19 protein-coding genes and 1 riboswitch are annotated in these 23,173 nt (G+C 73.3%); of the genes, 7 read left to right on the forward strand and 12 right to left on the reverse strand.

The genetic code is table 11. The annotated features are described in order from the left end of the window. Nucleotides 1–108: 108 nt before the first annotated feature. A complete protein-coding gene (locus BCD49_RS23230) occupies nt 109–2,388 on the reverse strand; it encodes an ABC transporter ATP-binding protein (protein ID WP_007517300.1) in 2,280 nt (759 codons plus the stop codon). A gap of 362 nt (nt 2,389–2,750) precedes the next feature. Here BCD49_RS23230 and BCD49_RS23235 point away from each other — a divergent pair, with 362 nt between their 5' ends. Genes BCD49_RS23235 through BCD49_RS23245 form a run of 3 tightly spaced genes read left to right on the forward strand, consistent with a single transcriptional unit; the run spans nt 2,751 to nt 6,503 of the window. Then, nucleotides 2,751–4,055 carry a PP2C family protein-serine/threonine phosphatase gene (locus BCD49_RS23235; protein ID WP_071041897.1) on the forward strand — a complete coding sequence of 435 codons (1,305 nt, stop codon included), beginning with the start codon at nt 2,751–2,753 and terminating at the stop codon, nt 4,053–4,055. Beyond that, nucleotides 3,991–5,118, forward strand: a complete 1,128-nt coding sequence (locus tag BCD49_RS23240; protein WP_035925375.1) for an AMP-binding protein — start codon at nt 3,991–3,993, stop codon at nt 5,116–5,118. Before BCD49_RS23235 ends, BCD49_RS23240 begins: the two co-directional genes overlap by 65 nt. Further along, a complete protein-coding gene (locus tag BCD49_RS23245; RefSeq protein ID WP_007517307.1) occupies nt 5,118–6,503 on the forward strand; it encodes an aldehyde dehydrogenase family protein in 1,386 nt (461 codons plus the stop codon). Before BCD49_RS23240 ends, BCD49_RS23245 begins: the two co-directional genes overlap by 1 nt. A gap of 84 nt (nt 6,504–6,587) precedes the next feature. On the opposite strand, the gene glyA is transcribed toward BCD49_RS23245, so the two are convergent. Together glyA and BCD49_RS40965 are read right to left on the reverse strand one after the other, a co-directional pair. After that, nucleotides 6,588–7,850, reverse strand: a complete 1,263-nt coding sequence (gene glyA, locus BCD49_RS23250) for a serine hydroxymethyltransferase (RefSeq protein ID WP_007517309.1) — start codon at nt 7,848–7,850, stop codon at nt 6,588–6,590. A gap of 112 nt (nt 7,851–7,962) precedes the next feature. After that, a riboswitch (ZMP/ZTP riboswitch) is annotated at nt 7,963–8,049 on the reverse strand. A gap of 110 nt (nt 8,050–8,159) precedes the next feature. Then, entirely contained in the window at nt 8,160–10,016 is a 1,857-nt protein-coding gene (locus BCD49_RS40965) for an alpha/beta hydrolase (protein WP_007517310.1), read from the reverse strand. Nucleotides 10,017–10,284: 268 nt separating this feature from the next. Here BCD49_RS40965 and BCD49_RS23260 point away from each other — a divergent pair, with 268 nt between their 5' ends. Continuing rightward, entirely contained in the window at nt 10,285–11,001 is a 717-nt protein-coding gene (locus BCD49_RS23260) for a maleylpyruvate isomerase family mycothiol-dependent enzyme (RefSeq protein WP_071041898.1), read from the forward strand. A gap of 21 nt (nt 11,002–11,022) precedes the next feature. Here BCD49_RS23260 and BCD49_RS23265 read toward each other — a convergent pair whose 3' ends face one another. Continuing rightward, nucleotides 11,023–12,012, reverse strand: coding sequence for an isopenicillin N synthase family dioxygenase (locus BCD49_RS23265; protein ID WP_071041899.1), 990 nt, complete (start codon nt 12,010–12,012; stop codon nt 11,023–11,025). A gap of 124 nt (nt 12,013–12,136) precedes the next feature. Further along, nucleotides 12,137–13,045, reverse strand: coding sequence for a LysR family transcriptional regulator ArgP (locus tag BCD49_RS23270; RefSeq protein WP_007517315.1), 909 nt, complete (start codon nt 13,043–13,045; stop codon nt 12,137–12,139). A gap of 61 nt (nt 13,046–13,106) precedes the next feature. Between BCD49_RS23270 and BCD49_RS23275 the strand changes: the two genes are divergently transcribed. Then, nucleotides 13,107–13,739: a LysE/ArgO family amino acid transporter gene (locus tag BCD49_RS23275; RefSeq protein WP_007517317.1), complete on the forward strand. Its 633-nt coding sequence runs from the start codon at nt 13,107–13,109 to the stop codon at nt 13,737–13,739. Nucleotides 13,740–13,836: 97 nt separating this feature from the next. After that, nucleotides 13,837–14,520 carry a cyclase family protein gene (locus tag BCD49_RS23280; protein ID WP_007517319.1) on the forward strand — a complete coding sequence of 228 codons (684 nt, stop codon included), beginning with the start codon at nt 13,837–13,839 and terminating at the stop codon, nt 14,518–14,520. A 15-nt stretch (nt 14,521–14,535) separates the two neighbouring features. On the opposite strand, the gene BCD49_RS23285 is transcribed toward BCD49_RS23280, so the two are convergent. The 5 genes from BCD49_RS23285 to glnT form a co-directional block, all read right to left on the reverse strand. Further along, nucleotides 14,536–15,207: a helix-turn-helix domain-containing protein gene (locus BCD49_RS23285; RefSeq protein ID WP_007517321.1), complete on the reverse strand. Its 672-nt coding sequence runs from the start codon at nt 15,205–15,207 to the stop codon at nt 14,536–14,538. 34 nt (nt 15,208–15,241) lie between these two features. Continuing rightward, complete coding sequence (locus BCD49_RS23290; RefSeq protein ID WP_071041900.1) at nt 15,242–16,582, reverse strand: FMN-binding glutamate synthase family protein; 1,341 nt, start codon at nt 16,580–16,582, stop codon at nt 15,242–15,244. Between the two features lie 50 nt (nt 16,583–16,632). Then, a complete protein-coding gene (locus BCD49_RS23295; RefSeq protein WP_071041901.1) occupies nt 16,633–17,454 on the reverse strand; it encodes a glutamate synthase in 822 nt (273 codons plus the stop codon). After that, entirely contained in the window at nt 17,442–18,416 is a 975-nt protein-coding gene (locus BCD49_RS23300) for a glutamine amidotransferase (protein WP_007517328.1), read from the reverse strand. The genes BCD49_RS23295 and BCD49_RS23300 overlap by 13 nt, the downstream gene beginning before the upstream one ends. A gap of 90 nt (nt 18,417–18,506) precedes the next feature. After that, complete coding sequence (gene glnT, locus BCD49_RS23305) at nt 18,507–19,874, reverse strand: type III glutamate--ammonia ligase (protein WP_007517330.1); 1,368 nt, start codon at nt 19,872–19,874, stop codon at nt 18,507–18,509. A 250-nt stretch (nt 19,875–20,124) separates the two neighbouring features. Here glnT and BCD49_RS23310 point away from each other — a divergent pair, with 250 nt between their 5' ends. After that, nucleotides 20,125–20,703 (forward strand): Maf family protein, encoded by a 579-nt coding sequence (locus BCD49_RS23310; protein ID WP_007517331.1) that lies wholly within the window; start codon nt 20,125–20,127, stop codon nt 20,701–20,703. A gap of 300 nt (nt 20,704–21,003) precedes the next feature. Here the strand turns inward: BCD49_RS23310 and nudC are convergent, their stop codons facing one another. Next, a complete protein-coding gene (gene nudC, locus BCD49_RS23315) occupies nt 21,004–22,062 on the reverse strand; it encodes an NAD(+) diphosphatase (RefSeq protein ID WP_007517333.1) in 1,059 nt (352 codons plus the stop codon). 173 nt (nt 22,063–22,235) lie between these two features. After that, nucleotides 22,236–23,159, reverse strand: coding sequence for an alpha/beta fold hydrolase (locus BCD49_RS23320; RefSeq protein WP_007517335.1), 924 nt, complete (start codon nt 23,157–23,159; stop codon nt 22,236–22,238). Nucleotides 23,160–23,173 lie beyond the last annotated feature (14 nt).

Below are 23,173 nucleotides of genomic sequence, written 5' to 3' on the forward strand. Positions count from 1 at the left end.
GGCGGAGCGCCCGTGTGTCCTCGCGACCGATGCGACCGTCCACCGATACGACCGTCCGAGGACCGTTTCCGGTCCGGGTACGCGGCTGTCTGATGGCAGGTTGGCCCTTTACTGGCCCGGCGCACGGTCCCGTGGCCCTGTCCTGCGCCCGCCATCTGCCGCGGCGGGGGCGGGGTATGCGGGCGATGTAGGCGACGTGGCCGGGTCGTCGATGTAGGCGGCGGCCTGGAGGGTGAAGAGCTCGGCGTACTGGCCACCGACGGCCATCAGCTCGCGGTGGGTGCCGGACTCGGTGATGCCGCCGTCCTCCAGGAAGATGATCCGGTCCGCCTGCCGCACCGTGGAGAAGCGGTGCGAGATGTAGAAGGCGGTGCGGCCGGTCGCCAGGGCGCGCAGCCGGGTGAACAGGTCGTGCTCCGCGCGGGCGTCGAGGGCGGCGCTCGGCTCATCGAGGACGAGGATCCGGGCGTCGCGCATGAAGCCGCGGGCGAGGGCGACCTTCTGCCATTCGCCGCCGGAGAGGTTCACCCCGTTGCCGAACCAGCGGCCGAGCGACGTGTCGTATCCGTGCGGCAGGGCACGGATGAAGCCGTCCGCGCCGCCGTCCAGGCCGGCCTGTTCGACGCGCGGCCGATCGGAAAGCGCGGCGAGCTCGCCCAGGCCGATGTTCTCCGCGGCGCTGGCCTGGAAGGAGACGTGGTCCTGGAAGACCGCGCCGATCTGGGCACGCAGCGCGTCCGCGTCCACGTCGGCGATGTCGACGCCGTCGACGAGGATCCGGCCGCCGTCGGGTGTGTAGAGCCGGCACAGCAGTTTGATCAGCGTCGACTTCCCGGCGCCGTTGCGGCCGACGATCGCGATCGTCTCCCCGGCGCCGACCTCGAAGCTGACGTCGTTCAGCGCCACCACCTCGGTGCCCGGGTAGCGGAACGAGACACCCTCGAAGACGACGTGCCCGCGCAGCGGCGTCGGCAGCGGCACCGGTGCCGGCAGCGGCGCGGGCGCGGGTGCCGGTTCGGGTGCGGGTGCGGCCCGCGGCGCCGGCACGGTGGCCGGGGCGTCGACCGGCGCCGCCTCGATCGCCGCCGCCTCGATCGCGGCCGCCTGGATCACCACCGCCTCCGATGCCACCCCGGGCGACGCGGCCGCCAGCCGGGCCGCCTGGTGCGCGGCCTGCCGCTCCGCCTCGGTCGGCGTGGCCAGCAGCCGGTACAGGTCGTCGACGTACAGGTTGTTCTCGTACATCTGGGTGAGCGAGCCCAACATGCTCGACACGTTGCCCTGCACGCTGGAGGCGGCGGTTCCGTAGAGAGTCAGGTCGCCGAGCGTGAGCCGCCCGGCGGCGGCCTGGAGCGCGACGTAGAGGTAGCTGCCCGAGCGGGCGAGCTCGGCGAGCAGGCTCCAGCCCAGTTCGGCGAGCTGACGGCGGATGGCCAGCTCACGCAGTCGTTGGTTGTAGTTGGCCGACAGCAGCCGGAATCGCTCGACGAGGTAGGGGCCCAGGTTGAAGATCCTGATTTCCTTGGCGTCGGTGTCCGTGGTCAGCACCCGCTGCAGGTAGTTGATCCGCCGGTTCACCGGCGACGTCCACCTGCTTCGCATGTAAGTCCACCGGCCGTAGCGGGTGTCGATGACGAAGGCGGGAATCGGCGCCACCAGCACGATGACCCCGAGTAGTGGGTTAAGGCTGACGAGCAGGCCGATCATGCTGACGAACGTCACCACCGTCTGCAGCAGCCCGAAGAACGTGGTGAGCGTGTCGAACGGCCGGGTGCCCTGCTGAGAGGCCCGCTGCAACAGGTCGTACGACTCGGACTGCTCGAAGAAGCTCAGCTCGAGCTGGCTGGCCTTCTCGACCACCATCGTCTGCACGGTGAGCGACAGCCGGTCGGACAGGATGCGTTGGACGATGGACCGCGCGGCCGACAGCAGCTGGCTGAGGATGGACACCGCGAACTGGATCAGAGCGAGCCAGAAGACGACCTGGGTGCTGGTCAGCGTGGCCACCCGCGGGCTGCCGGGCACCGGCAGTGCCAGGACCGACTGGTCGGGCTGATGGCCCGCCCGGATCTGCACCGCCCGGACCACCGCGTCGACGAGCAGTCGCGCCGTCGAGGCGGTCAGCGCGGGGAACAGCCCGACCACGACGGTCAGCAGCGCGAGCATCACCGTCGCCGACGCGCTCGCCCGCCAGCACAGCCGCAGCACCCGGGGAAGCCCGACCACGGTCGCCTTGGTGCCACGGCCGGCGTCCCGTAGCCGTTCACGCCACGGCTTCGGCGGATCCGGTGGCGGATCGGGGATGTCGACCGGCCCGGTCAGGCCGCTCGGCAGGCCGGACTCGTCCCGCTCCGGCCCGCGTCTGACGGAACGGCGCCTACCCGGCATGCGACCCCCTCGCGCTCCTCGACCGCTGGCGCCGGCCGGGTAACTCTCTCTGCCGGGACCATCGTCCTCTCCCGCGCATTCGGGACTTGCGACGTTCGCGCACGGCCGACCGAGACGCCGCCTGCGGACGCCGGCCGGCCGCCGGCGCAGGTTGTGGGGGTTGGCTGCCGGGTACGGGCCGACGTATGCCCGCAAGGACCCACGCGGCCCCCCGTGGACCGGATGGGCGGCCGCAGGCGAGGACCAGTGGCCACCCGCGGCCCTCATATCCGCCGGACCCGCTCGCAGCTGCCACGATGCGCCGGGCGCGCCCCGCTCACGGGGGACGGCCGGGCGGGTCGAAGCGGCCTCGGCGCGCGGCCATGGGCCGGCTCCAGGCGGCCTGGTCGCGGCGCACCCTGTGGGCGGTGGTGCTCCCGGCGCTCACCCTGCTCGCGGTGATCCTGCTGGAGATCAGCAATCGGACGTGGACGATCCGCGAGCTCGTGGTGATCAGTCCCATGGCCGCCGCGACGCTCGCGGGCCCGGGACTGACCGCCGCGTACGCGGTCGCCGCGGTCGTCACCGAGTTCGGGCTCGGTTGGTACGACGACCTCGACACGGCCGCGGCGGGCGGCTGGACGGCACAGATCGTCCGGCTCGGTGGGGTCGCGCTCGGCGGCGTGCTGGCGGTCCTGGCCAGCCGGTACAACACCGGGCGAGAGACCAAGCTGGCCAACGTCAGGCGGGTCGCGGAGGCCGCGCAGCAGGCGATCCTCACCGAGGTGCCGCCGACGTCCCGGGAGGGCCTGCGGCTCGCGGTCCGCTACGAGAGCGCCGCCGCCGAGGCGAGGGTGGGCGGCGACCTCTACGACCTGGTCGACAGCCCGTGGGGCACGCGGCTGCTGGTGGGTGACGCTCGCGGCAAGGGGCTCGAGGCGGTGCGGCTGGCCAGCCGGGTGCTCGGCTGCTTCCGCGTGGTCGCCCGCGGCCGCCAGCACATCCGCGAGGTCCTGCCCGACCTCGACGCCGAGGTGGCCAGCGTCGGCGGGCTCGACGACTTCGTCACCGGCATCGTCGCCGAGCTCGACGGGCGCCGGCTCACCCTGGCCAACGCCGGCCATCCCGACCCGCTGCTGTGGCGGCGCGGCCGGGTGCGGCTGCTCGCCCCGCTCGACCGCCAGCCGCCGCTGGGCCTCGGCGCGGGGGCCGCAGGGGCCGACGCGGGCGTGGTCACCGTGCGGCTGGAGCCGGGCGATCGCCTGCTGTTCTATACCGACGGGATCGCCGAGGCCCGGGAACGACGCACCCGTGCCTTCTTCCCGCTGCTCCCCGCCACCGAGCRTGCCTTCGGCCGCGCGGGCACCCTCGAGGAAGCCCTCTCGGATCTCGCCGCGGCGGTCCGCGCGTGGACCGGCTCGGCCCTGAGCGACGACGTCGCCCTGCTCGCCGTGGAAGTGCCGCTCGCCGCGGAGCCGCCGACCGACTCACGCTTCATCCCCGCGGGGACCTCGGCATGGAACCGGCCAGACCAGGCACCCAACCCGACAGGACATCCGATCAGACAGGACATCCAACCGGACAGGACACCGAGACGACGCTGGAAGGCGGGGGATGACGGGGATGACTCCACTCACCGAGCTGGACCTGCACCTACCCGAGCCGGTGCTCGACCTCCCACCGGGTGAGGCCGTACCGGAGACCGAGTTCATCGAGGCCGCGATGCGCTGGCATTTCGGCCCGACCACCGGCTCGCCGTTCTGGCTGCGGGCGGCCGATGACCTCGACTTCGACCCACGCCGCGACGTCCACACCGTCGCGGACCTGGCGAAGTTCCCCAACCTGGTGGACCTGCTGCGCGAGGTGCCGGCCTTCGACCTCGTCCCCCGCGGCTACGGACCAGACCCCGGGATCGGCGGGGTGTACGAGAGCGGCGGGACGACCGGCCCGCCCAAGCGGGTCGTCTTCCTGGAGGACTGGCTGGACTGGCTGATGGGTTACAGCGTCGCCGACCTGGCCGCCCGGCGCTGCCCCAGCGGCGTCGACTGGCTCGCGGTCACGCCGAGCGGGCCGCACATGTTCGGTGCCTTCATCGAGCGGTTCGTGCGCCGGTCCGGCCGGCTCCGGTTCACGATCGACCTCGACCCGCGATGGGTGAAGCGCGTCATCGCCGAGGGCCACGCCGACGAGGCCGACCGGTACGCCGACTACCTCATCGACCAGGTCCGGCACGTGCTGACCACGCAGGACATCCGCGTCATGGTCATCACGCCGCCGCTGCTGGAGCGCCTCGCCCGCCGCGACGACCTCGTCGAGCTCGTCCAGGCGAAGGTCAGGATGATCGAGTGGGGGGGCGCCCACATGGACGCCGACACCCGCGCCCTGTACATGACCGAGGTCTTCCCCGACGCCACGCTCTACGGCCGCTACGGCAGCACGATGGTCCTCGGCGCGGCGGTCGAGCGGCATGGGCTCACGGCGGACGACCCGTGCGTGTTCGACCCGCCGTCCCCCTACGTCACCTTCTCGGTGGTCGACCCGGAAACGCTGCGGCCGGTCGAGTACGGCGCCAGGGGGCAGGTCGTGATGAACCACGTGAGCCGCTCGGCGCTGCTGCCGAACAACCTGGAACGCGACCTCGCCACCCGCGTCGAGCCCCCGCCGGGGTCCGGACAGGCGGGCGACTCGGTCGCCGACGTCACTCCGGTCCACGTGTTCGGCGGGGAGACGGTGGTCGAGGGGGTGTACTGATGACCAGTCCGGTCAGCACCGACCTGCTGCAGCTGGACGCGCTCGGACCGGGCGGGCCGTTCCGGTCGCGGGAACGGCTGACGATCAACGACGTGACGGGGACGCCGATGGCCGAGCTGAGCCTGGTCCCCCGCCTCTTCGTGCACCGCGCCATGGCCGCGCTGCGGGGGGCGCAGACCTTGCCGGCGCAGGAGCGGCTCGCGGCGCTGGCCCGAGCCGCCGAGGCGTTCGAGCACGGCGCGCCCGCCGAGATCCCGACCGACGAGTACACGCACCTGGTCAGCCGGATGTCCGGGATGCCGATCTCCGTGGTGCGCTCGGCCGTGAAGGGAATCGCGCGCAGCCTCGCCGGCGCCGGCTCGGATGTCGGGTGCGCCCGCCCGACGGCCGCCGTCGAGAGCTGGCGGGACCCGGCGACCCGCGAGGGAAGCGCTGTGTGGACCCGGCGCGCCGAGGTGTTCGCGGTCCACGCGGCCGGCAACCACCCGGGAGTGCACTCGCTGTGGCCGGAGGCGCTGGCGCTCGGCTACCGGGTCGCCGTCCGGCCGTCGCGCCGCGAGCCGCTGACCCCGTACCGACTGATCACCGCGCTGCGCGACGCCGGCTTCGGCGCCGACCAGGTGGTGCTGCTGCCGACCGACCACACCGTCGCCGACGACATCCTGCGGGCGGCGGACCTGTCGATGGCCTACGGCGGCGACGAGGTGGTCCGCAAGTACGCCCATGACGGCACGGTGCTGCCACAGGGGCCGGGCCGGTCGAAGATCCTCGTCTCCGGCGGGGACTGGCGGCCACACCTGGACATGATCGTCGACTCGGTGGCCGACGAGGGCGGCACCGCGTGCGTGAACACGACCGCGGTCTACGTCGAGGGCGACCCGACCCCGCTCGCGAAGGCGCTGGCCGAGCGGCTGGCCGCGCTCCCGAGCCTGCCGCCGCAGGACGAGGCAGCGGTGCTGCCCACCCAGCCGATCGAGACGGCMCGCGCGGTGGAGAAGTACCTGCTCGACCACGCCGGTGACGCCACTGGGCGCCTCGGCGGCGACGGGATCGTCGACCCGCTGCCCGGCGGCGGCGCCGTGCTGCGCCCGGCCGTCTTCCAGGTGGACCGCGCCGACGCGCCGCAGACCGGCATCGAGCTGGGCTTCCCGTGCGTCTGGGTGGCGCCGTGGTCGGCGAAGGACGGCGCCGGGCCGCTGCGCGACACACTGGTGCTCACGGCGATCACCGAGGACGCCGGGCTGGTGGACCGGCTGGTCGACGACCCGTCGATCAGCAACGTCTACCTCGGCGACCACCCGACGTACTGGATGCGCCCGAACGTTCCGCACGACGGCTACCTCGGCGAGTTCCTGATGCGCACCAAGGCCGTCATCCGGGATTAGGCCTGCTCGATGCCAGCAGACGAACGGCGGCCGGCCGCCAGGCGAGACGCCTGGCGGCCGGATACGTCGTTGCTTGGCGAGCGGTTACGCCCAGCCCGGCATGGGGTAGCCGGCGGTGAGGTCGCGGACCTCGCCGGCGATCTGGGCGAGGACCGCCTCGTCGTCGTCCGCGGCGGCCTTGACGGCCTGGTCGATCCAGGCGGCGATCTGGCGCATCTGCCCGGGGCCCATGCCGCGGGTGGTGACCGCGGCGGTGCCGAGGCGCAGCCCGGACGGGTCGAACGGCTTGCGGGTGTCGTACGGGACGGTGTTGTAGTTCAGCTCGATGCCGGCCCGGTCGAGCGCCTTCGCGGCCGGCTTGCCGCCGATGCCCTTGCTGGTGAGGTCGACGAGGATCAGGTGGTTGTCGGTGCCGCCGGAAACCAGGTCGAAGCCGCGCTCGGTGAGCGCCTCGGCCAGCGCCGCCGCGTTCGCGACGATCTGGTGGGCATACGTCTGGAAGTCGGCCGTCGCCGCCTCGCGCAGCGCGACGGCGATCGCCGCGGTGGTGTGGTTGTGCGGGCCGCCCTGCAGGCCGGGGAAGACGGCCTTGTCGATCGCCGAGGCGTGGGCCGCGTCGGTCATCAGCATCGCGCCGCGCGGGCCGCGCAGCGTCTTGTGGGTCGTGGTCGAGATGACCGGTGCGTAGCCCACCGGCGACGGATGCGCGCCACCGGCGATCAGGCCCGCGATGTGCGCGATGTCGGCGGCCAGGACCGCGTCGACCTCGCGGGCGATCTCGGCGAACGCCGGGAAGTCGATCGTGCGCGGGATCGCGGTGCCACCGGCGAAGATGACCTTCGGGCGCTCGGCGAGCGCGAGCTGGCGGACCTCGTCCATGTCGACCCGGCCGGTGTCCTGGCGGACGTTGTAACGCACCGAGCGGAACCACTTGCCGGTCGCGGAGACCGACCAGCCGTGGGTGAGGTGGCCACCCATCGGCAGCGCCATGCCCATCACGGTGTCGCCCGGCTGCAGGAACGCCAGGTAGATGGCGAGGTTGGCCGGCGAGCCCGAGTATGGCTGGACATTGGCGTGCTCGACGCCGAACAGCGACTTGGCCCGCTCGATGGCCAGCGCCTCGATCGGGTCGATGAACTGCTGGCCCTCGTAGTACCGCTTGCCGACGTAGCCCTCGGAGTACTTGTTCGTCAGGATCGTGCCCGCCGCCTCGAGAACGGCGGTGGAGACGTAGTTCTCCGACGCGATCAGGCGGATCTTCTCGTACTGCCGCCGTGCCTCGGACTCGACCAGGTCAGCGATCTCCGGATCGGCGCTGACGAGGTGTTTGATGGCTGGCTCGTGCATGGGAGACCTCCAGGGATGTGGCTGCCCGGCCCGTCCGCGTCCACACGTCGCCGGTAGGTCGTCCGCATGGGCCGCCGACGGACGATGYGCACTGTGGGCAGGCGCTGTCCGCCGGTGACACCCAGGCGCACGGTGCCGTGCCRATCGGTCGCTCCCCGGTGGTTGATTCCACCCCAGCACGCCAGTCACGACTTGGCCTGAAGTCTAGCCGCCCGCCCCTGGCGAGCTTTCCACGCCCGGCGGGGGCACCGGACCGACGCGGTCAGGAGCGGTCGGAGCAGTCGGGAGCGGTCAGGGGCTGTCCGGCGGTCAGGAGCAGACGGTGCCGGGCTTGGGCGTGACCAGGTCGATCAGGTAGCGGTTGACGGCGTTGTGGACGCAGGTGCTGGGGCCCTCGTAGGCGCCGTGGGTGTAGGAGCGCCACGTCAGCAGGACGGCGTTCTCCAGCTGGCCGGCAAGCGAGCGTGCCTCCGGGTACGGCGTCGCCGGGTCGCCGGTGGTGCCGACCAGCAGGATCGGCGGCGAGCCCTCGGCCCGGAACGGCCCGGTGTAACGGTCGGCGGACGGGACCGGCCAGAAGGCACACGTCATGCCGCCGAGCGCCAGGGACGATCCGAAGCGCGGGGCCTCCCGGGAGAGATCGCGCACGAACCGCCGGAAGACGGCGAGGTCGGCTGGATAGGTCTGGTCGGCGCAGTTGATGGCGGTGTTCGCGTCGAAGGAGTTGTCGTACGTGCCGTCCTGGCGCCGTCCGGATCCCTGGTCCGCCAGCGACCGCAGCACGGAGCCGTCGTTGAACTCGTCGGCCAGCTCCAGGGCGACCGCGAGGATCGGCCACTGCTCCTCGCTGTAGAGCAGCTGGAGCACGGCCGTGATCGCGGTCGAGTCGTCGACCGGCCGGGTCCTGTCGGCGTCCTTGCCCTGTGCGTAGATCGGGTGCTTGGCGAGCCGGGCGATCAGCCGGTCGTAGGCGCCCCCGGGGTCGCCGTGGCCGAAGCCGCAGTTCGGGTCGCTCGCGCAGCTGGCGAGGAAGGCGTTGAAGGCCGCCTCGAAGCCCAGGGCCTGCAACCGGGTCTCCGCGAACGGACTGTTCGCGGACAGCCTCGGGTCGACCACCGCGTCGAGGACCATGGCGCGAATGTGGGTCGGGAACAGCTGGGCGTAGGTGGCGCCCAGCTCCGTGCCGTACGAGGCGCCGTAGGCGGTCAGCCGATCGTCACCGAGCGCGGCGCGCAGCACGTCGAGGTCGCGGGCCGCGAACTCGGTCGACAGGTACGGCAGCAGCGTCGCGCTCCAGCGCTCGCAGCCCCGCGCGACCAGCCGGTCCGACGCGGCGGTGTCCTCGAAGCCGGCCAGCACCTCGCCCTCCCGGGCGGGTGGCTGCCCGGCGGGCGCGGCCGTGGCGGGCGACGAGGACGGGCCGTGAGCCGGGCTGACGACGTCCGGGGAGACGGCCGTGGAGGAGCCCGAAGAGCCGCCCGGTAGCCGGTCGACGTCCTCGTCGATCTCCTCGCCGGCCCCGGCACCCGCACCGGCACCCGCGCCCGCGCCGGCTCCGGCGGCCCGGTGCGGAACGACGGCGCCGCCGGACAGCTCGCTGGCCTTCTGCCGGTCGGTGAGGCAGCGGACGGGCGCGCTCGCGCCGACACCCCGCTGGTCGAACCCGACGATGTCGAACCGGTCGCGTACCGCCTTGTCGAACAGCTCCGGGTACGTCCGGATGGAGTCGACGCCGGAGACCCCGGGGCCGCCTTCCAGGTAGACGAGGGATCCAAGTCGCCGCGCCGGTTCGCCCGCCGGTCGGCGGATCACCGCCAGATCGATCGTCCCGTTGCCGGGATGCGCGTAGTCCAGCGGGACGGGCAGCGTCGCGCATTCCAGTCCCGTGCCACACGCCGTCCAGGCCGACAGCCGGCCCGTCCCGGCCTGCGGCGACGGAGCCACCGCCATGCCGGCGGCCGGCGCCGGGGCGACCAGGCCGGCCACGGACAGCGAGGCCAGGGCCAGGGCGCTGGTGAGCCGCGCCCGCCGCGAGCCGGCGGGCGCCGCGGCGCTGGTGGTCCCCCGGGGACCGGCTCGCCGATGATCTCGACGAGGCCCTCGACGCTCGGCCCGACGCTGGCCTTGGTGCTGGCCTTGGTGCTGGTACCGCCAGGGCTGGTTCACGGGCCTCGGCCTCCGGTCGGGTCGGCGCGGCGCCCGGGGGTCCCTGCCAAATCGGCGGAACCGATCCGGCAGGTCTGTGGCGCGGCGATCAGCGACGAGCCGCCAACACAAGCGACAGCTCAGTCACAGTGCGTGACAGTCGCGTCGTGCTCCCTCCCCGTCCCGACCGGACCCCAACCCTCGGCGTCGACAACCCCCCGCCGGGTGCGACCCCTGCCCAGTAGCGAGGCCGGGTGCGTTTCGGGCAGGAAAGCGGCAGACTCCGGGCGTGGACTATCCAGCGCTGTTCCAGGCGGAAGCGGAGGCGCTGCTCGCCGCCGCGACCAAGGACCTCGATGCGCCCGTGCCGTCCTGCCCCGGCTGGGACAACCGCCGGCTGCTGAGCCACGTCGGCYGGCTGCTGGACTCGACGGTGACGCACCTTCCCCGCGGCGTCGTCGACCCACCGCCCCGCGTCGAGCGGCCACCGGCCGAGAACGACGCGCTCGCCGGGTACTTCCGGCGTGGAGTCGCCGGCACGCTCGCCGCGTTCCGGGATCTCGACCCGGCGGCTCCGGCGTGGAACTTCACCCTCGAGCCGAAGGTCGCCGGCTTCTGGCGACGCCGGCTGGCCCACGAGACGCAGATCCACGCCTGGGACGCGGCCGGCGCGATCGGCGAGACCCGCGAGTTCGACCCGGCGTTCGCCGCCGACGGCATCGACGAGGCACTGCGCGTCCTGCTGCCGGCCGCCCGCGCCGCCGGCCTGTCCAAGCCCGGCGACGGAACCGCCCACATCCATCTCACGGACACGCCGGGCGAATGGATGATCAGCCTGAATGGCGGGACCGTCGACGTCACCGAGGGCCACCACAAGGGTGACGCCGGCCTGCGCGGCCCGGCCGGCCAGGTCCTGCTGGCCCTCTGGGGCCGGGTCCCGTTCGACGCCCAGGGCCTGAACGCCTTCGGCGACCAGGACCTCCTGGTCGCGCTGCGCCCCACCTGATCCCGGTCGCCCGGCGTGCCGTCAGCTGGCGAAGTTGGCCTGGATGCGCTGGAGAAGGTAGTCACCGGCGGTGATGTCCGGGTGGCGGCCTGAAGGACTGCTGATCACGGCGTCGGTGTTGGCCTGGGCGAAGAACGCCAGGCTGTAGCGGGAGCCGTCGCGCTCCCCCGCGCCGGGCAGCCGGACGCGGTGGAACGTCGACGGCAGCGCGTCGTCGCTCCAGCGCATCAGCATGTCGCCGATGTTGCACGTGACGGCGTCCGCGGTGGCCGGCACCGACGTCCACCGCTCGTCGGCGGCCTCCTTGCCCGGCATGACCTGCAGGCCGCCCTGCCCCTCCCGCTGGAACAGCAGGGTGAGGCAGTCGAAGTCTGTGTGCGCGCCGGCGCGCCAGATCCCGGGTGTGTCACGGACCGCCGGCGGCACCGGGAAGTAGTGCAGCAGCCGCAGCGTGCTCTGGTAGGTCGGGCGCGCCGGGTCGTGGGCGGCGGTGAAGAAGTCGCGCGGGAGGCCGAGGCGATCGGCGAAGCAGCCGAGCACCCGCATCGCCAGCTCCCAGCAGCGGCGCTCGAACCCGAGCATGGTGGCCTGGAACCCGGCGAGCTCGTCCTCACTGGGCCAAAGTCCGTCCATCCGCGGCCGGGTGACCTGAAACGACTCCTTCTGGTCTGCCGTCCGGGTGGACGGCMGGACCTGGGTCATCTTCTCCCAGCCGGCGTTCTGTCCCTTCTTCAGCGGGAACCGACCCTTCACCGCGTCCGGCAGCGCGAAGAACGCCTCCGTCGCGGCGAACGCCGTGTCGACCTCCTCGGAGTCGATCCCGTGGTCGACGAGTTGGAAGAACCCGATGTCGGCCGCCGCCGCCCACAGCTCGCCGGTGATCTCGTCCCGCCGGGCGTCGAAGTCCCGCAGCGAGATCCGCCGGATCTCCCGGTCGGTCGCCTCGGTCCCAGCCCCGCCCAGCCGGCTCTCCCTGGCCAGCTCGGTCAGCGCGTATTCGGGTGTGCTCATGGTTCTCGCTCCCACTCGGAAGGCACGCGGAATCGGTCGCCGACGCCCGGTCGACGTTGACCCACGGCGTGCCCCGTCCGTCGGCGGCAACGGCCGATTCGGATGGGGAATCCTCGCGCGCAGTCTAAGACCGGGCCGAACCTGGCCCGTCGCGGCGCAGGTGGCGGGCCGCGGCGGCCCGGACCGCGGTGCTCAGCCGGTCGAGCAGCGGGGAGTCGAGGCGCCAGCGCTGCCAGTGCAGCGCGACGTCGAGGTGGGCGTCGGTCAGGACGACCAGCCGGCCGGCGGCGAGGTCTTCCGCCAGCTGCGCCTCGGGCAGCATGCCCCAGCCGAGGCCGAGGCGGACCGCGGTGTGGAAGTCCGCCGTCGTGGGCACCCGGTGCGCCGCCGGGGCGCCGGTGACGCCCAGCTCGCGCAGGAGCTGGTGCTGGAGGTCGTCCTTCTCGTTGAAGACGACGAGCGGCATCCGATCCCACTGGTAGCCGGCGGCGGCGAGCCGCCAGCGACCGGCGAGGCCGGGGGTGGCCGCCGGGTGGTAGCGCAGCGTGCCAAGCGGCTCCGCCCAGCAGCCCTGGACGGCGACCGGGTCGCTGGTCACGGCGGCCAGGGCCTCGCCGCCGCGGAGCAGGTCGGCGGAGAACGCCTGGTCCTCGACGTGCAGTCGAAGCACGACGTCGTCCCAGTGCGAGGCCGCGGCGACGACGTCCGCGAACCAGGTGGCGAGCGAGTCCGCGTTGACCGCCACCGACACCTCGGCCCTGGCCGACGAGCGGCCGACCAGCGCCTCGAGCGCCTCGGCCTGCAGCAGCCTGGTCTGACGCGCGAACCGCAGCAGCGCCTCGCCGGCGGAGGTGGGCCGGCACGGCGCCGAGCGGCGGACGAGGACCTGGCCGGCGGCCGACTCGAGCGCACGGATCCGCTGGCTGACCGCGCTCGGCGACAGGTGCAGGTGGCGGGCGGCGGCGTCGAAGCTGCCGAGTTCGACGATCGCGACGAGAGTCGCCAGCTGCGCCGGCGGCAGCTCCAGCTCCATGAAGCGATACTAATGAATCTGAAGAAACTTTCGTTGGCCTTCAGCAGGGGACGAACCTAGCGTGGCGGCCGTGCTCGCCTCCGCCGTAGCCGGTCTGCTGACCGGGTTCTCACTGATCGTCGCCATCGGCGCGCAGAACGCCTTCGTCCTGCGCCAGGGGCTCGCCCGCCAGTGGGTCGGCACCGTCGTCGCGATCTGCGCGGGTTCGGACCTGGCGCTGATCGTCGCCGGCGTCGGCGGGGTCGGCGGCCTGCTGACCCGAACCGCGCCGGCACTGGCGGCTGTCCGCTGGCTGGGCGTCGTCTTCCTGCTCTGGTTCGCCGCCGGGTCGCTGCGCCGTGCCTGGCACGCGCCGTCGTCACTGCGCGTCGACGGCGGCTCCGCCACGGACCGCGGCACCGACTCGGCACGGGCCGCGGTCGCGGCACGCACGGCCGCCTTCACCTGGCTGAACCCGCACGTCTACCTGGACACCGTGCTCGTCCTCGGCACCGTCGGCGGCAACGAGGGGACGACCGGGCGATGGTGCTTCGCGGCCGGCGCCGGCCTCGCGAGCTGCCTGTGGTTCACCGGCCTCGGCTACGGCGCGCGTCTCGCGTCCGGCGCCCTGGCCAGCCCCACGACCTGGCGCGCCCTGGACCTCGTCATCGGCCTGACCATGCTGTACGTGGCCTACCGCCTGGCGTTCCTCTGAAGGACCGGCGCCGCGCCGAGGGCGCCCACGCGGCATCTGCCCGTCGGCGGCGCGCCTGGGTTGCTGTCAAGCTAGCAATGTGCCGAACACCGTGGGTATGGAGCTGATCGACCTGACGGTGCCGATCACGGCGGGAATGCCGGTCTATCCGGGGGATCCCGAGGTCCAGGTCGCGGCGGCGCTGACAGTCGCCGGCTCGGGCGTCAACGTGCGCCGGATCCACCTGGGATCGCAGACCGGGACCCACGTCGACGCGCCGTACCACATCGACGACTCGCTCCCCCGGCTCGACGAGATCCCGCTCGAGCGGTTCACCGGACCGGGGGTCCTCGTCGACGCGCGGCGGTACGGACCGGACGCCGAGATCGGCCTGGAGGCCGTGCCCGGGTCGCTGGCCGACGGCGCCATCGTGGTGATCGTGACCGGCTGGTCGACGCGTTGGGGGACGGACGAGTACCTGCGGCATCCGTACCTCGGGGCCGACGCGGCGCGGGCCCTCGTCGACGCCGGCGCGCGGACCGTCGCGGTCGACGCCGCGAGCGTCGACCGCACGACCGGGCCGGACGAGGAGTTCACCCTGCCGGCCCATCAGATCCTGTGCCGCGCGGGTACCGTCATCGCCGAGAACCTCACCGGCGCGCAGCGGCTGATCGCGGCGCGCGACGCCGGCCACGCGATCGAGATGTTCCTGTTCCCGCTGGCGCTCGCCGGCTCGGACGGCGCCCCGGTCCGCGCCGTCGCGCGGATCACGCCGCACGGGGCCCAGGCGCATCGTCCCTAGGTCTGACCCCGGCTCTCACCCCTGGGTCTCGTCGGCGCCCGCGCCGTAGGCGACGACCGAGAGGAAGCGGATCGGGAGGGTGACCAGGTCCTGCGGGCCGTGGGTCCCCTCGCCGTCGAGCTGGAGCGCGTCGCCCGGGCGCAGGGTGTAGCTGGCCTCGCCGTGGCCGTAGACCATCTCGCCTTCGAGCATGTAGAGCAGCTCGGTGCCCGGGTGCTGGAAGAGCGGGAAGGTCTCGCTGCGCTCGGTCAGCGTGACCAGGTGGGCCTCCATCCGCTTGTGAGGGCCGCGCAGGCCGCCAAGCAGGGTGTAGTCGTGGCCGACCCGGGTGCCGCGGGCCACGATGCGTGCACCGGCGCCCGCCGGGGTGAAGACGGCCTCCCGTTGGTCGTCGGCGCCGCGGAACAGCGACGTGACCGGCACGTCGAGCGCGTCGGCGAGCCGGGCGAGCGTCGTCAGGCTGCAGCTGGTGTTCGCGTTCTCGATCTTCGAGAGCATCGGCTTCGAGATGCCGCTGCGCGCTGCCAGCTCCGCGAGGGTGAGCCCGGCGGCCTGCCGCATCCGCCGCACCTGGGCCGCGATGACCCGCTCGAGCCGCCCCTCCTGGGGCGACGGGCCGCCGGCCTCGCGCACCGCCGGCCCGGTGTGCGGGAAGCCGGGCGCGTCGAGATCCTCGCCGTCGCTCATCGTCCCCGCCCGGCTGTCGGGGCGCCGGTGGTGCTCACAACGATCCGCCGCGCCCGGGGATCCAGTCCGTGCCGGCCAAGGGGACGCGTGCCATCGCGGCGGCCTCGATCGTGAGCGCCACGAGGTCCTCGGGCTCCAGGTTGCGCACGTGCGACTTGCCGCACGCGCGCGCGATCGTCTGCGCCTCCATCGTCAGCACCCGCAGGTAGTTGGCGAGCCGGCGGCCGCCCTCGGCCGGGTCGAGCCGGCCGGCCAGCTCCGGGTCCTGCGTGGTGATGCCGGCCGGGTCGCGGCCATCCTGGTAGTCGTCGTAGAAGCCCGCCGCCGAACCGAGCGCCGCGTACTCGTCGGCGTGGCGCGGGTCGTTGTCACCCAGCGCGATGAGGGCCGCGGTGCCGATCGCGACCGCGTCCGCGCCGAGCGCCATCGCCTTGGCGACGTCGGCGCCGGTGCGGATGCCGCCGGACACGATGAGCTGGACCTTGCGGTGCAGGCCGAGCTCGCGCAGCGCCTRCACCGCCTGCGGGATCGCGGCGAGCGTGGGGATGCCGACGTGCTCGATGAACACGTCCTGGGTGGCCGCGGTGCCGCCCTGCATGCCGTCCACGACGACGACGTCCGCGCCGGACGCCACCGCGAGCTTCACGTCGTAGTACGTCCGGGACGCGCCGATCTTGACGTAGATCGGCTTCTCCCAGTCGGTGATCTCGCGCAGCTCCAGGATCTTGATGGCGAGGTCGTCGGGGCCGGTCCAGTCGGGGTGCCGGCAGGCGGAGCGCTGGTCGATCCCGGCCGGCAGCGTGCGCATCGCCGCGACCCGGTCGGAGATCTTCTGCCCGAGCAGCATGCCGCCGCCGCCGGGCTTGGCGCCCTGGCCGAGCACGACCTCGATCGCGTCGGCCTTGCGCAGGTCGGTCGGGTTCATGCCGTAGCGGCTCGGCAGGTACTGGTAGACGAGGTGCTTGGACTGGCCGCGCTCCTCGGGCGTCATCCCGCCGTCGCCGGTGGTGGTGGAGGTGCCGACCTCGCTGGCGCCGCGGCCCAGCGCCTCCTTGGCCTGCGCGGACAGCGCCCCGAAGCTCATCCCGGCGATCGTCACCGGGATCGCCAGGCGCAGCGGGTACTTCGCGTTGCGGTCGCCGAGCACGACGTCGGTGTCGCACCGCTCGCGGTAGCCCTCCAGCGGGTAGCGCGACATCGACGCCCCCAGGAAGAGCAGGTCGTCGAAGTGCGGCAGCCGGCGCTTGGCGCCCCCGCCGCGGATGTCGTAGATGCCGGTCGCCGCGGCGCGCTGAATGCCGGCGATCGTCTCCCGGTCGAAGGTGTGCGACTCCCGAAGGCCGAGCAACGCTGGGTCCGGCGGATACCCGGTCATGGAACCCTCCTCTTGACGCGGGCGGACGGTGGAAGTTTGGTGGGGCGGCATCAGTAGGCGGTCGAGTTGTGCGTGGCGAAGTGGTAGAGCCCGCGGGCCGAGCCGTAGCGGCGGAACCGTTCGGGCGCGTACTCGCCAGCGGGCTCGATGCCGGCGGCGGTGAGCAGCTCGGCCAGCTCGACGAGATGCTCGGGGCGCAGCTCCTTCTCGACGCAGTCGGCGCCCAGGCCGCCGGCCGCTCCGCGGACGTAGATCCGCGCCTCGTAGATCGAGTCGCCGAGACCGTCGCCGGCGTCACCGCAGACCACGAGGCGGCCGGCCTGGGCCATGAACGCGCTCATCGGACCGATGTCGCCGCCGACGACGATGTCGATGCCCTTCATCGAGATGCCGCAGCGCATCGACGCCGAGCCCTCGATCACCAGCAGGCCGCCGTGCCCGGTCGCGCCGGCCGACTGCGAGGCGTCGCCGCGGACCCGCACGACGCCCGACATCATGTTCTCGGCGACCCCGGTGCCGACACTGCCGTGCACCGTGATCATGGCGCCGTCGTTCATCCCGGCGCAGTAGTAGCCGGCGTGGCCCCGGATGTCGATCGTCACCGGTGCGTGCACCCCGGCGGCGATCGCGTGCGCGCCCTGGGGTCGCAGCACCTCATAGGACGTCGCCGACGGGGCGTGCAGCTCGCTGTTGAGCGCGCGGACCGTCGTGGCCGCGAGGTCGAAGGTGACCGTCCCGACCGCGCCGGCGCCGCTGCCGGCCGGGCCGACGGTGGCCGGGCCGACGGTGGCCGGGCCGACGGTGGCCGGGCCGACGGTGGCCGGGCCGACGGTGGCCGGATCGACGGTGGCCGGATCGCTCAGCGGTGCCATGCGTAGACCCTTTCCGGCTCGGGCTCGTAGATCCGGGCGGCGCCGATGCCGGGCAGGTCCGCGAGCGCCCGGAACTCCGAGGCCATCGCGACCCAGGCCGCGGTCTCGGCGATGATCGCCGGCTTGCAGGCGATCGCGTCGCGCACGACGGCGAACCCGTCATCGCTGGTGACGAGCAGCGTGTAGAACCCGTCGAACCGGTCGCACAGCAGCCGCAGCGCCTTGTCCAGGTCGACGCCCTCGGCGAGCCGCGCGGCGACGAACCGGGCGCCGACCTCGGAGTCGTTCTCCGAGTCGAACCGGACGCCCTCGTCCTCGAGCTCCCGGCGGATCGTCGCGTGGTTGGCGAACGACCCGTTGTGGACGAGGCACTGGTCGGGGCCGACCGAGAACGGGTGACAGCCCGCGGGGATGACAGCCGACTCCGTCGCCATCCGGGTGTGCGCGAGGCCCTGCCAGCCCTGGGCGTTCACCAGGTCGTAGGTCACGGCCAGGTCCCGCGGGCTCCCGATGTCCTTGTAGACGGTCAGGTCCAGGCCGGAGCCGACGACCAGTGCGTCGGGCGCCGACCGGCGGACCGCGTCGACGAGCGCGTCGACGGCGACCGGCGCCGCGATCACGGTCGTGGCGCCCGCGGCGGTCACCAGCGGGTCCGGGCCGCCCGGCAGGGCCGCCCGCACGGCGGCCGAAAGCTCCGCCCTGGCCGCGTCCAGCGCGGCGTCGGCCGCCACCGCGAGACCGCCCGCGCCTGTGGCCGCGGCACCGGCCTTGGCCTCGGCCACGGGTAGCAGCACCGACACGGCCGCGTGGCCCTCCGGGCAGCGGCGGCGGTCGCCGTAGACGGCGACGCCGGCCGAGTCAGGTCCGCGCTCGGCGACCTGGCACAACATGGTCTCCAGCAGGCGCCCGAGCTGGGGATGCAGCTCGGGGTCGCGCAGGTGAAGCCCGACGATCCCGCACACGGCCCGTTCTCCTCTCGGGATGCGGCGAACTGGGGATTCGGCGGACGCGGCCAGGGGTCAGGGGTCAGGACGCCGGGTCAGGACGAGGGGTCAGAAGGCCGTGAGGTAGCGGTCGTGCTCCCAGGAGCCGACCCCCGCGTGCCATTCGAAGAACTCCTCCCGCTTGAGCGCGGCGAAGTAGTCGGCCACCCCTGGCCCGGCGGCGTCTAGGCCGGCGGCGACGACCGGGTCGGCGCCCAGCGCCTCCACCGCGTGCAGCAGGGTCGGCGGCAGCTCGGACCTCACCGGCCCGGCCGCGGCGCCGCCGGGGTCGCCCGGGTCGAGCGCGTGCTCGATGCCGTCGAGGCCGGCGGCGAGCGCCGCCGCCAGCGCCAGATATGGGTTGGCCGAGCCGTCGCCCCCGCGCAGCTCGATGCGGTGGCGGTCGGGGATGCGCACGTAGTGGGTGCGGTCGTTGCCGCCGTAGGTCGCGCGACTGGGCGACCAGGTCGCGCCCGAACGCGTCGACGTCGCACCGGTGCGCTTGTAGGAGTTGACGGTCGGCGCGAGCACCGACTGCAGCGCGGGCGCGTGCGCGAGGATTCCGGCGAGGAAGCGGCGCGCGACGTCGGACAGCCCGAACGGCGCGCCTGTGTCCCCGGCAGGGAACAGCGGGGTGCCGTCGTGCCACAGCGACAGGTGCAGGTGCAGGCCGGAGCCGGTCCGGTCCGCGAACGGCTTGGGCATGTAGGTCGCGGTCATGCCGCGCCGCTCGGCCAGCACGGAGATCAGGTAGCGGGCGGTGATCACCCGGTCGGCGGTGGTCAGCGCGTCGGCGTAGGCGAAGTTCTGCTCGAACTGGCCGTTGGCGTCCTCATGGTCGTTGGCGTAGTTCGCCCATCCGAGCGCGTTCATCGCCGTCGACACCTCGGTGAGGTGGTCGTACATCCGGGTCAGGCCGCGGGCGTCGTAGCAGGGGCGGGGCGCGACGTCCCGCGGGTCCGCGAGCCCGAGCACGCCGTCCGCGCCGCGGGTGACCAGGAAGTACTCGATCTCGGCGCCGGCGAACAGCTCCAGGCGCCGGCTCGCCGCCGCCGCGAGCTGAGCCTTGAGGATCACCCGCGGCGCGAAGTGCCAGGGCACGCCCTCGACGTGTGGGTCGCAGTGCACCAGCGCGAGACCCTCCTTGACCCAGGGCAGCGGGGTGTAGCTGGCCGGGTCGGGGATGGCGATCAGGTCGGGGTCGGACGGCACCTGGCCGATCGCGCCCACCGCATAGCCGGCGAACCCGACGCCGTCCGCCAGCAGCTCGTCGACGGCCTCGATCGGCACGAGCTTCGCGCACGGCTTGCCGGCGAGGTCGACGAACATCGCGAGGATGAACCGCACCCCGTCCTCGCGGGCCCGGGAGGCGAGGTCCTGCCCGGTCGCGGCGGCTGGCGCGGGGTCGGTGCGGGGGGCACTTTCGTCGATCGTCACGTCAGGCTCCACTGGCTCGGAAGAGGTCCGGGCGACGGCGCGTCGACGCTCGCTCCCCTGCCGCCAACTCGCACCCTAACGGGAAACAAGGTATCGGCGCAGGAAACAAGACAGGTTACGCGGGCATGACGATTCGTGGCATACGCCTGACCGCGCAGGTATGCCCGAACATGGGGCCAGACAGTGCCGCGCCGCCACCACCAGCCACACCGGATCGGGCCGGTCAGCCGCGAAGAAGCCAAGGAGCCAGATGCCTGCCAGGCGGATCGTGCTCGCCTCCGGGTCGCCGCGCCGGCGCGAGCTGCTCGCCGGTCTGGGGGTGGCCTTCGAGGTCGTGACCAGCGACGTCGGCGAGGACGTCGAGACCTTTGCCGGCCCGGAGGACTTCGCGCTTCAGCTGGCCCGGCGCAAGGCCCGGGCGGTTGCCGGACGCGTGGGCGACGCGCTGGTCATCGGCGGTGACACGGTCGTCGAGCTGGACGGGCGCATCTTCGGCAAGCCCGGCGACCAGGACGAGGCGGTCGAGATGATCGGCCAGCTCAGCGGCCGGACGCACCGGGTCGTGACGGGGCTCGCCGTGGTCGACGCGGCCACCGGCGAGCACCGGGAAGGCGCGACGACGAGCGCCGTCACGATGCGCCCGCTCGGCGAGGACGAGATCCGGGTGTACGTAGCCTCAGGCGAGCCGTTCGACAAGGCGGGCGCCTACGCGATCCAGGGCCTGGGCGGCCGGCTGGTCGCGAGCGTCGACGGCGAGCTCGACAACGTCATCGGCCTGCCCACGGCCACCCTGCGCCGCCTCCTGGCGGCCTTCGGCGTCACCGCCTGACGCCCCGCCAGCCGGTCCCGGACCTCGGCACTCTTCCCACTGCCGCCGATCAACGCCCCATCCGGCGATGACTACTCTCCGCGTTGGACCACGCACGGCTGTACGGGCCGCTGACCCGGCGCTGACCGACACCGAAGGTGAACCCCTCGCCCCGACGCTCCCACGCGCGACAGCCGCCCCCGCCGCAGGCCCGCTCGATCCCGATCCGTGTTATTTCAGCCACTCCATAGACACGCCTATCCGACGCGGTTCGACCCCGGTCGTTTGATGTGTGTCGGATGGGCGTGTCTATGGAGTGGCTTAGATGCCACGGACTGAGTCTCGGGCGGCGACCCAGGACTCGATCATCGCGCGGGCGATCGACGAGCGGCCGGGCAGGAGAAACTGACCGTCGCCACCGCCTCGCCAGTCGCCTTGCGCCAGCGCCTCGTCGAGTTCGCGGCGGTGGACCCACATCGCCTCGGCGATCTCACTGTCGTCCAGCCGGATCGGCTGGGACGGGTCGGCGGCGGCGTGGAAGGCGAGCATCAGGGAGCGCGGGAATGGCCAGGACTGGCTGCCCAGGTAGCTGACGTCCGTGACGTCGACGCCGACCTCCTCGTTGATCTCCCGCGCGACGCACTGCTCGAGTGACTCTCCGGCCTCGACGAAGCCCGCGAGCACCGAGAACCGGCCCGCCGGCCACGTCCGCTGCCGGCCGAGCAGGATCTGGTCGGCGCCGTCATGGACGAGGCAGATGATCGCCGGGTCGGTGCGGGGAAACTCCTCGTGCTCCTTGGCGGCGCACACCCGCGCCCAGCCGGCCTTCGTCGGCCGGGTCGGCGAGCCGTCGCGGGAGCAGAACCGGGCACGGTCGTGCCAGGTCAGCAACGCGACCGCGGTCGTGAACAGGGCGGCGTCGAGCCCGGCCAGTTCGCCACCGACCGTGGCGAGGTTCAGCCAGCGCGTTCTCGGTATCTCCTCGGTGCCCGGATCCTCGTCGGCCCGGTCGGTGCGCACCGCCCAGTAGACGGTCCCGTCGCCCTCGCCGAGAAGCACGGCGTCGGCCGGCGGGAACTCCGCGACGCTCGCCCCGGAACGGGTCACCAACCGTGCCACGGCGTTGGCGTCGCCACCGGCGTCGCCAACGCCGTGGGCGTCCGGCGGTGAGGCCTCAGGCGCACCGCCGATCTCCGCGGACCGCCGGACGCGAGGCATGGCCGGCAGCGTGATCGTCGAGCGCCCCTCCTCGTCGAGGGTGACAACCCGCGCCGCCGCCCAGCTCTCCCGCTGGCGCCGCGGGTCCAGCCGGAACGGTTCCTCGCGCAGGACGGTGGCGCTTGCCAGCGCGGGCGGCCTGACCAGCCCAAATCCACTCACGCTCGCATCTTCCCCCGAAGCGCCAGTCTCTCGTCGTCGGGCCGCCAGCCGCCAGCCGCCAGCCGACGCCGGCGACCAAGACCCTCCGACCGCGCGAGGTTGAGACACCGCGACGAGCAGTTCCCCGCCAATCCACGTCACCCGATCGGAAGGAGACCTCGTGACCCGGCTCCTCAGCCCTTCGAGTCCTGCCCGCGGGGCCGAGGAGCCCAGAGGTGGTCGCCGGACGCGCCGGCGCCGGCCCGCGGGGAGGGCGGGCCCGCGATATGGCCGAGGATGTCGGCGGCGATCGCGGCGGGTGCCTGGAACGGGCCGAAGTGGCCCAGGTGGTCGTACACCCGCAGCGTCGCCCGTGGCAGCGCGGCGGCGAGCCCCGGGCCGAACGCGGCAGGTGGCCGGACGTACTCGGTGGCGCCCGCCGCGACCAGCACCGGGAGGTCTGCGCCGGCCACCGTCGTGAAGGTGATCCGGCCGCTCGCGTCGAACGTCCTCGCCTCGTTCTCGGGCAGGCAGCGCAGCCGCGCGGTGCCGTCCGGCAGGTCCTCGAAACCGTGCTCGACGTAGGCGGCGAGGGTCTCGGCGGTGAGCTCGCCGAGCGGCGGCCGGGAGGCGTAGCGCCACAGCGCCGCCTCCCGGGACGGGAACACCGCGCGGCGCCGGCGGGCGCCGGCCGCCAGCGAGTTCGCCACGATCTGGAACCCCACCGGCGTGACGACCGGCTCATAGACGTAGGCCGACGCGAGCAGGCCTGGCCGGTCGGCCTCGGCCTGCAGCGCGACCGCGCCGCCCATCGAGTGGCCGACGGCGTGCACCGGGCCCGCCCCCTGGTCCTCGATCGCCGCGACGGCGGCGGCCACCTCGGCCGTCCAGGCGTGCCAGTCAAAGATCGCGTCCGCCGGCGCCGGCGTCTCGCCGTGGGCGGGGAAGTCAAGTGCCCACACGTGGGCCCGCGTCCCGAGCGGCCGCGCGAGCGGCGCGTACATGCGCCCGCAGAACCCGGTCGCGTGGCAGATCAGCACCGCGGGTCCCGCGCCGGGACCGACCCCGCCGAGGTCGTGCAGGACGACCGTCGTGCCCCGCTCAGTCGTCAGCCGCATGCAGCCTTGCTACC

It is taken from the genome of Pseudofrankia sp. EUN1h (genome assembly GCF_001854645.1).
GTDB classification, from domain to species: domain Bacteria; phylum Actinomycetota; class Actinomycetes; order Frankiales; family Frankiaceae; genus Pseudofrankia; species Pseudofrankia saprophytica.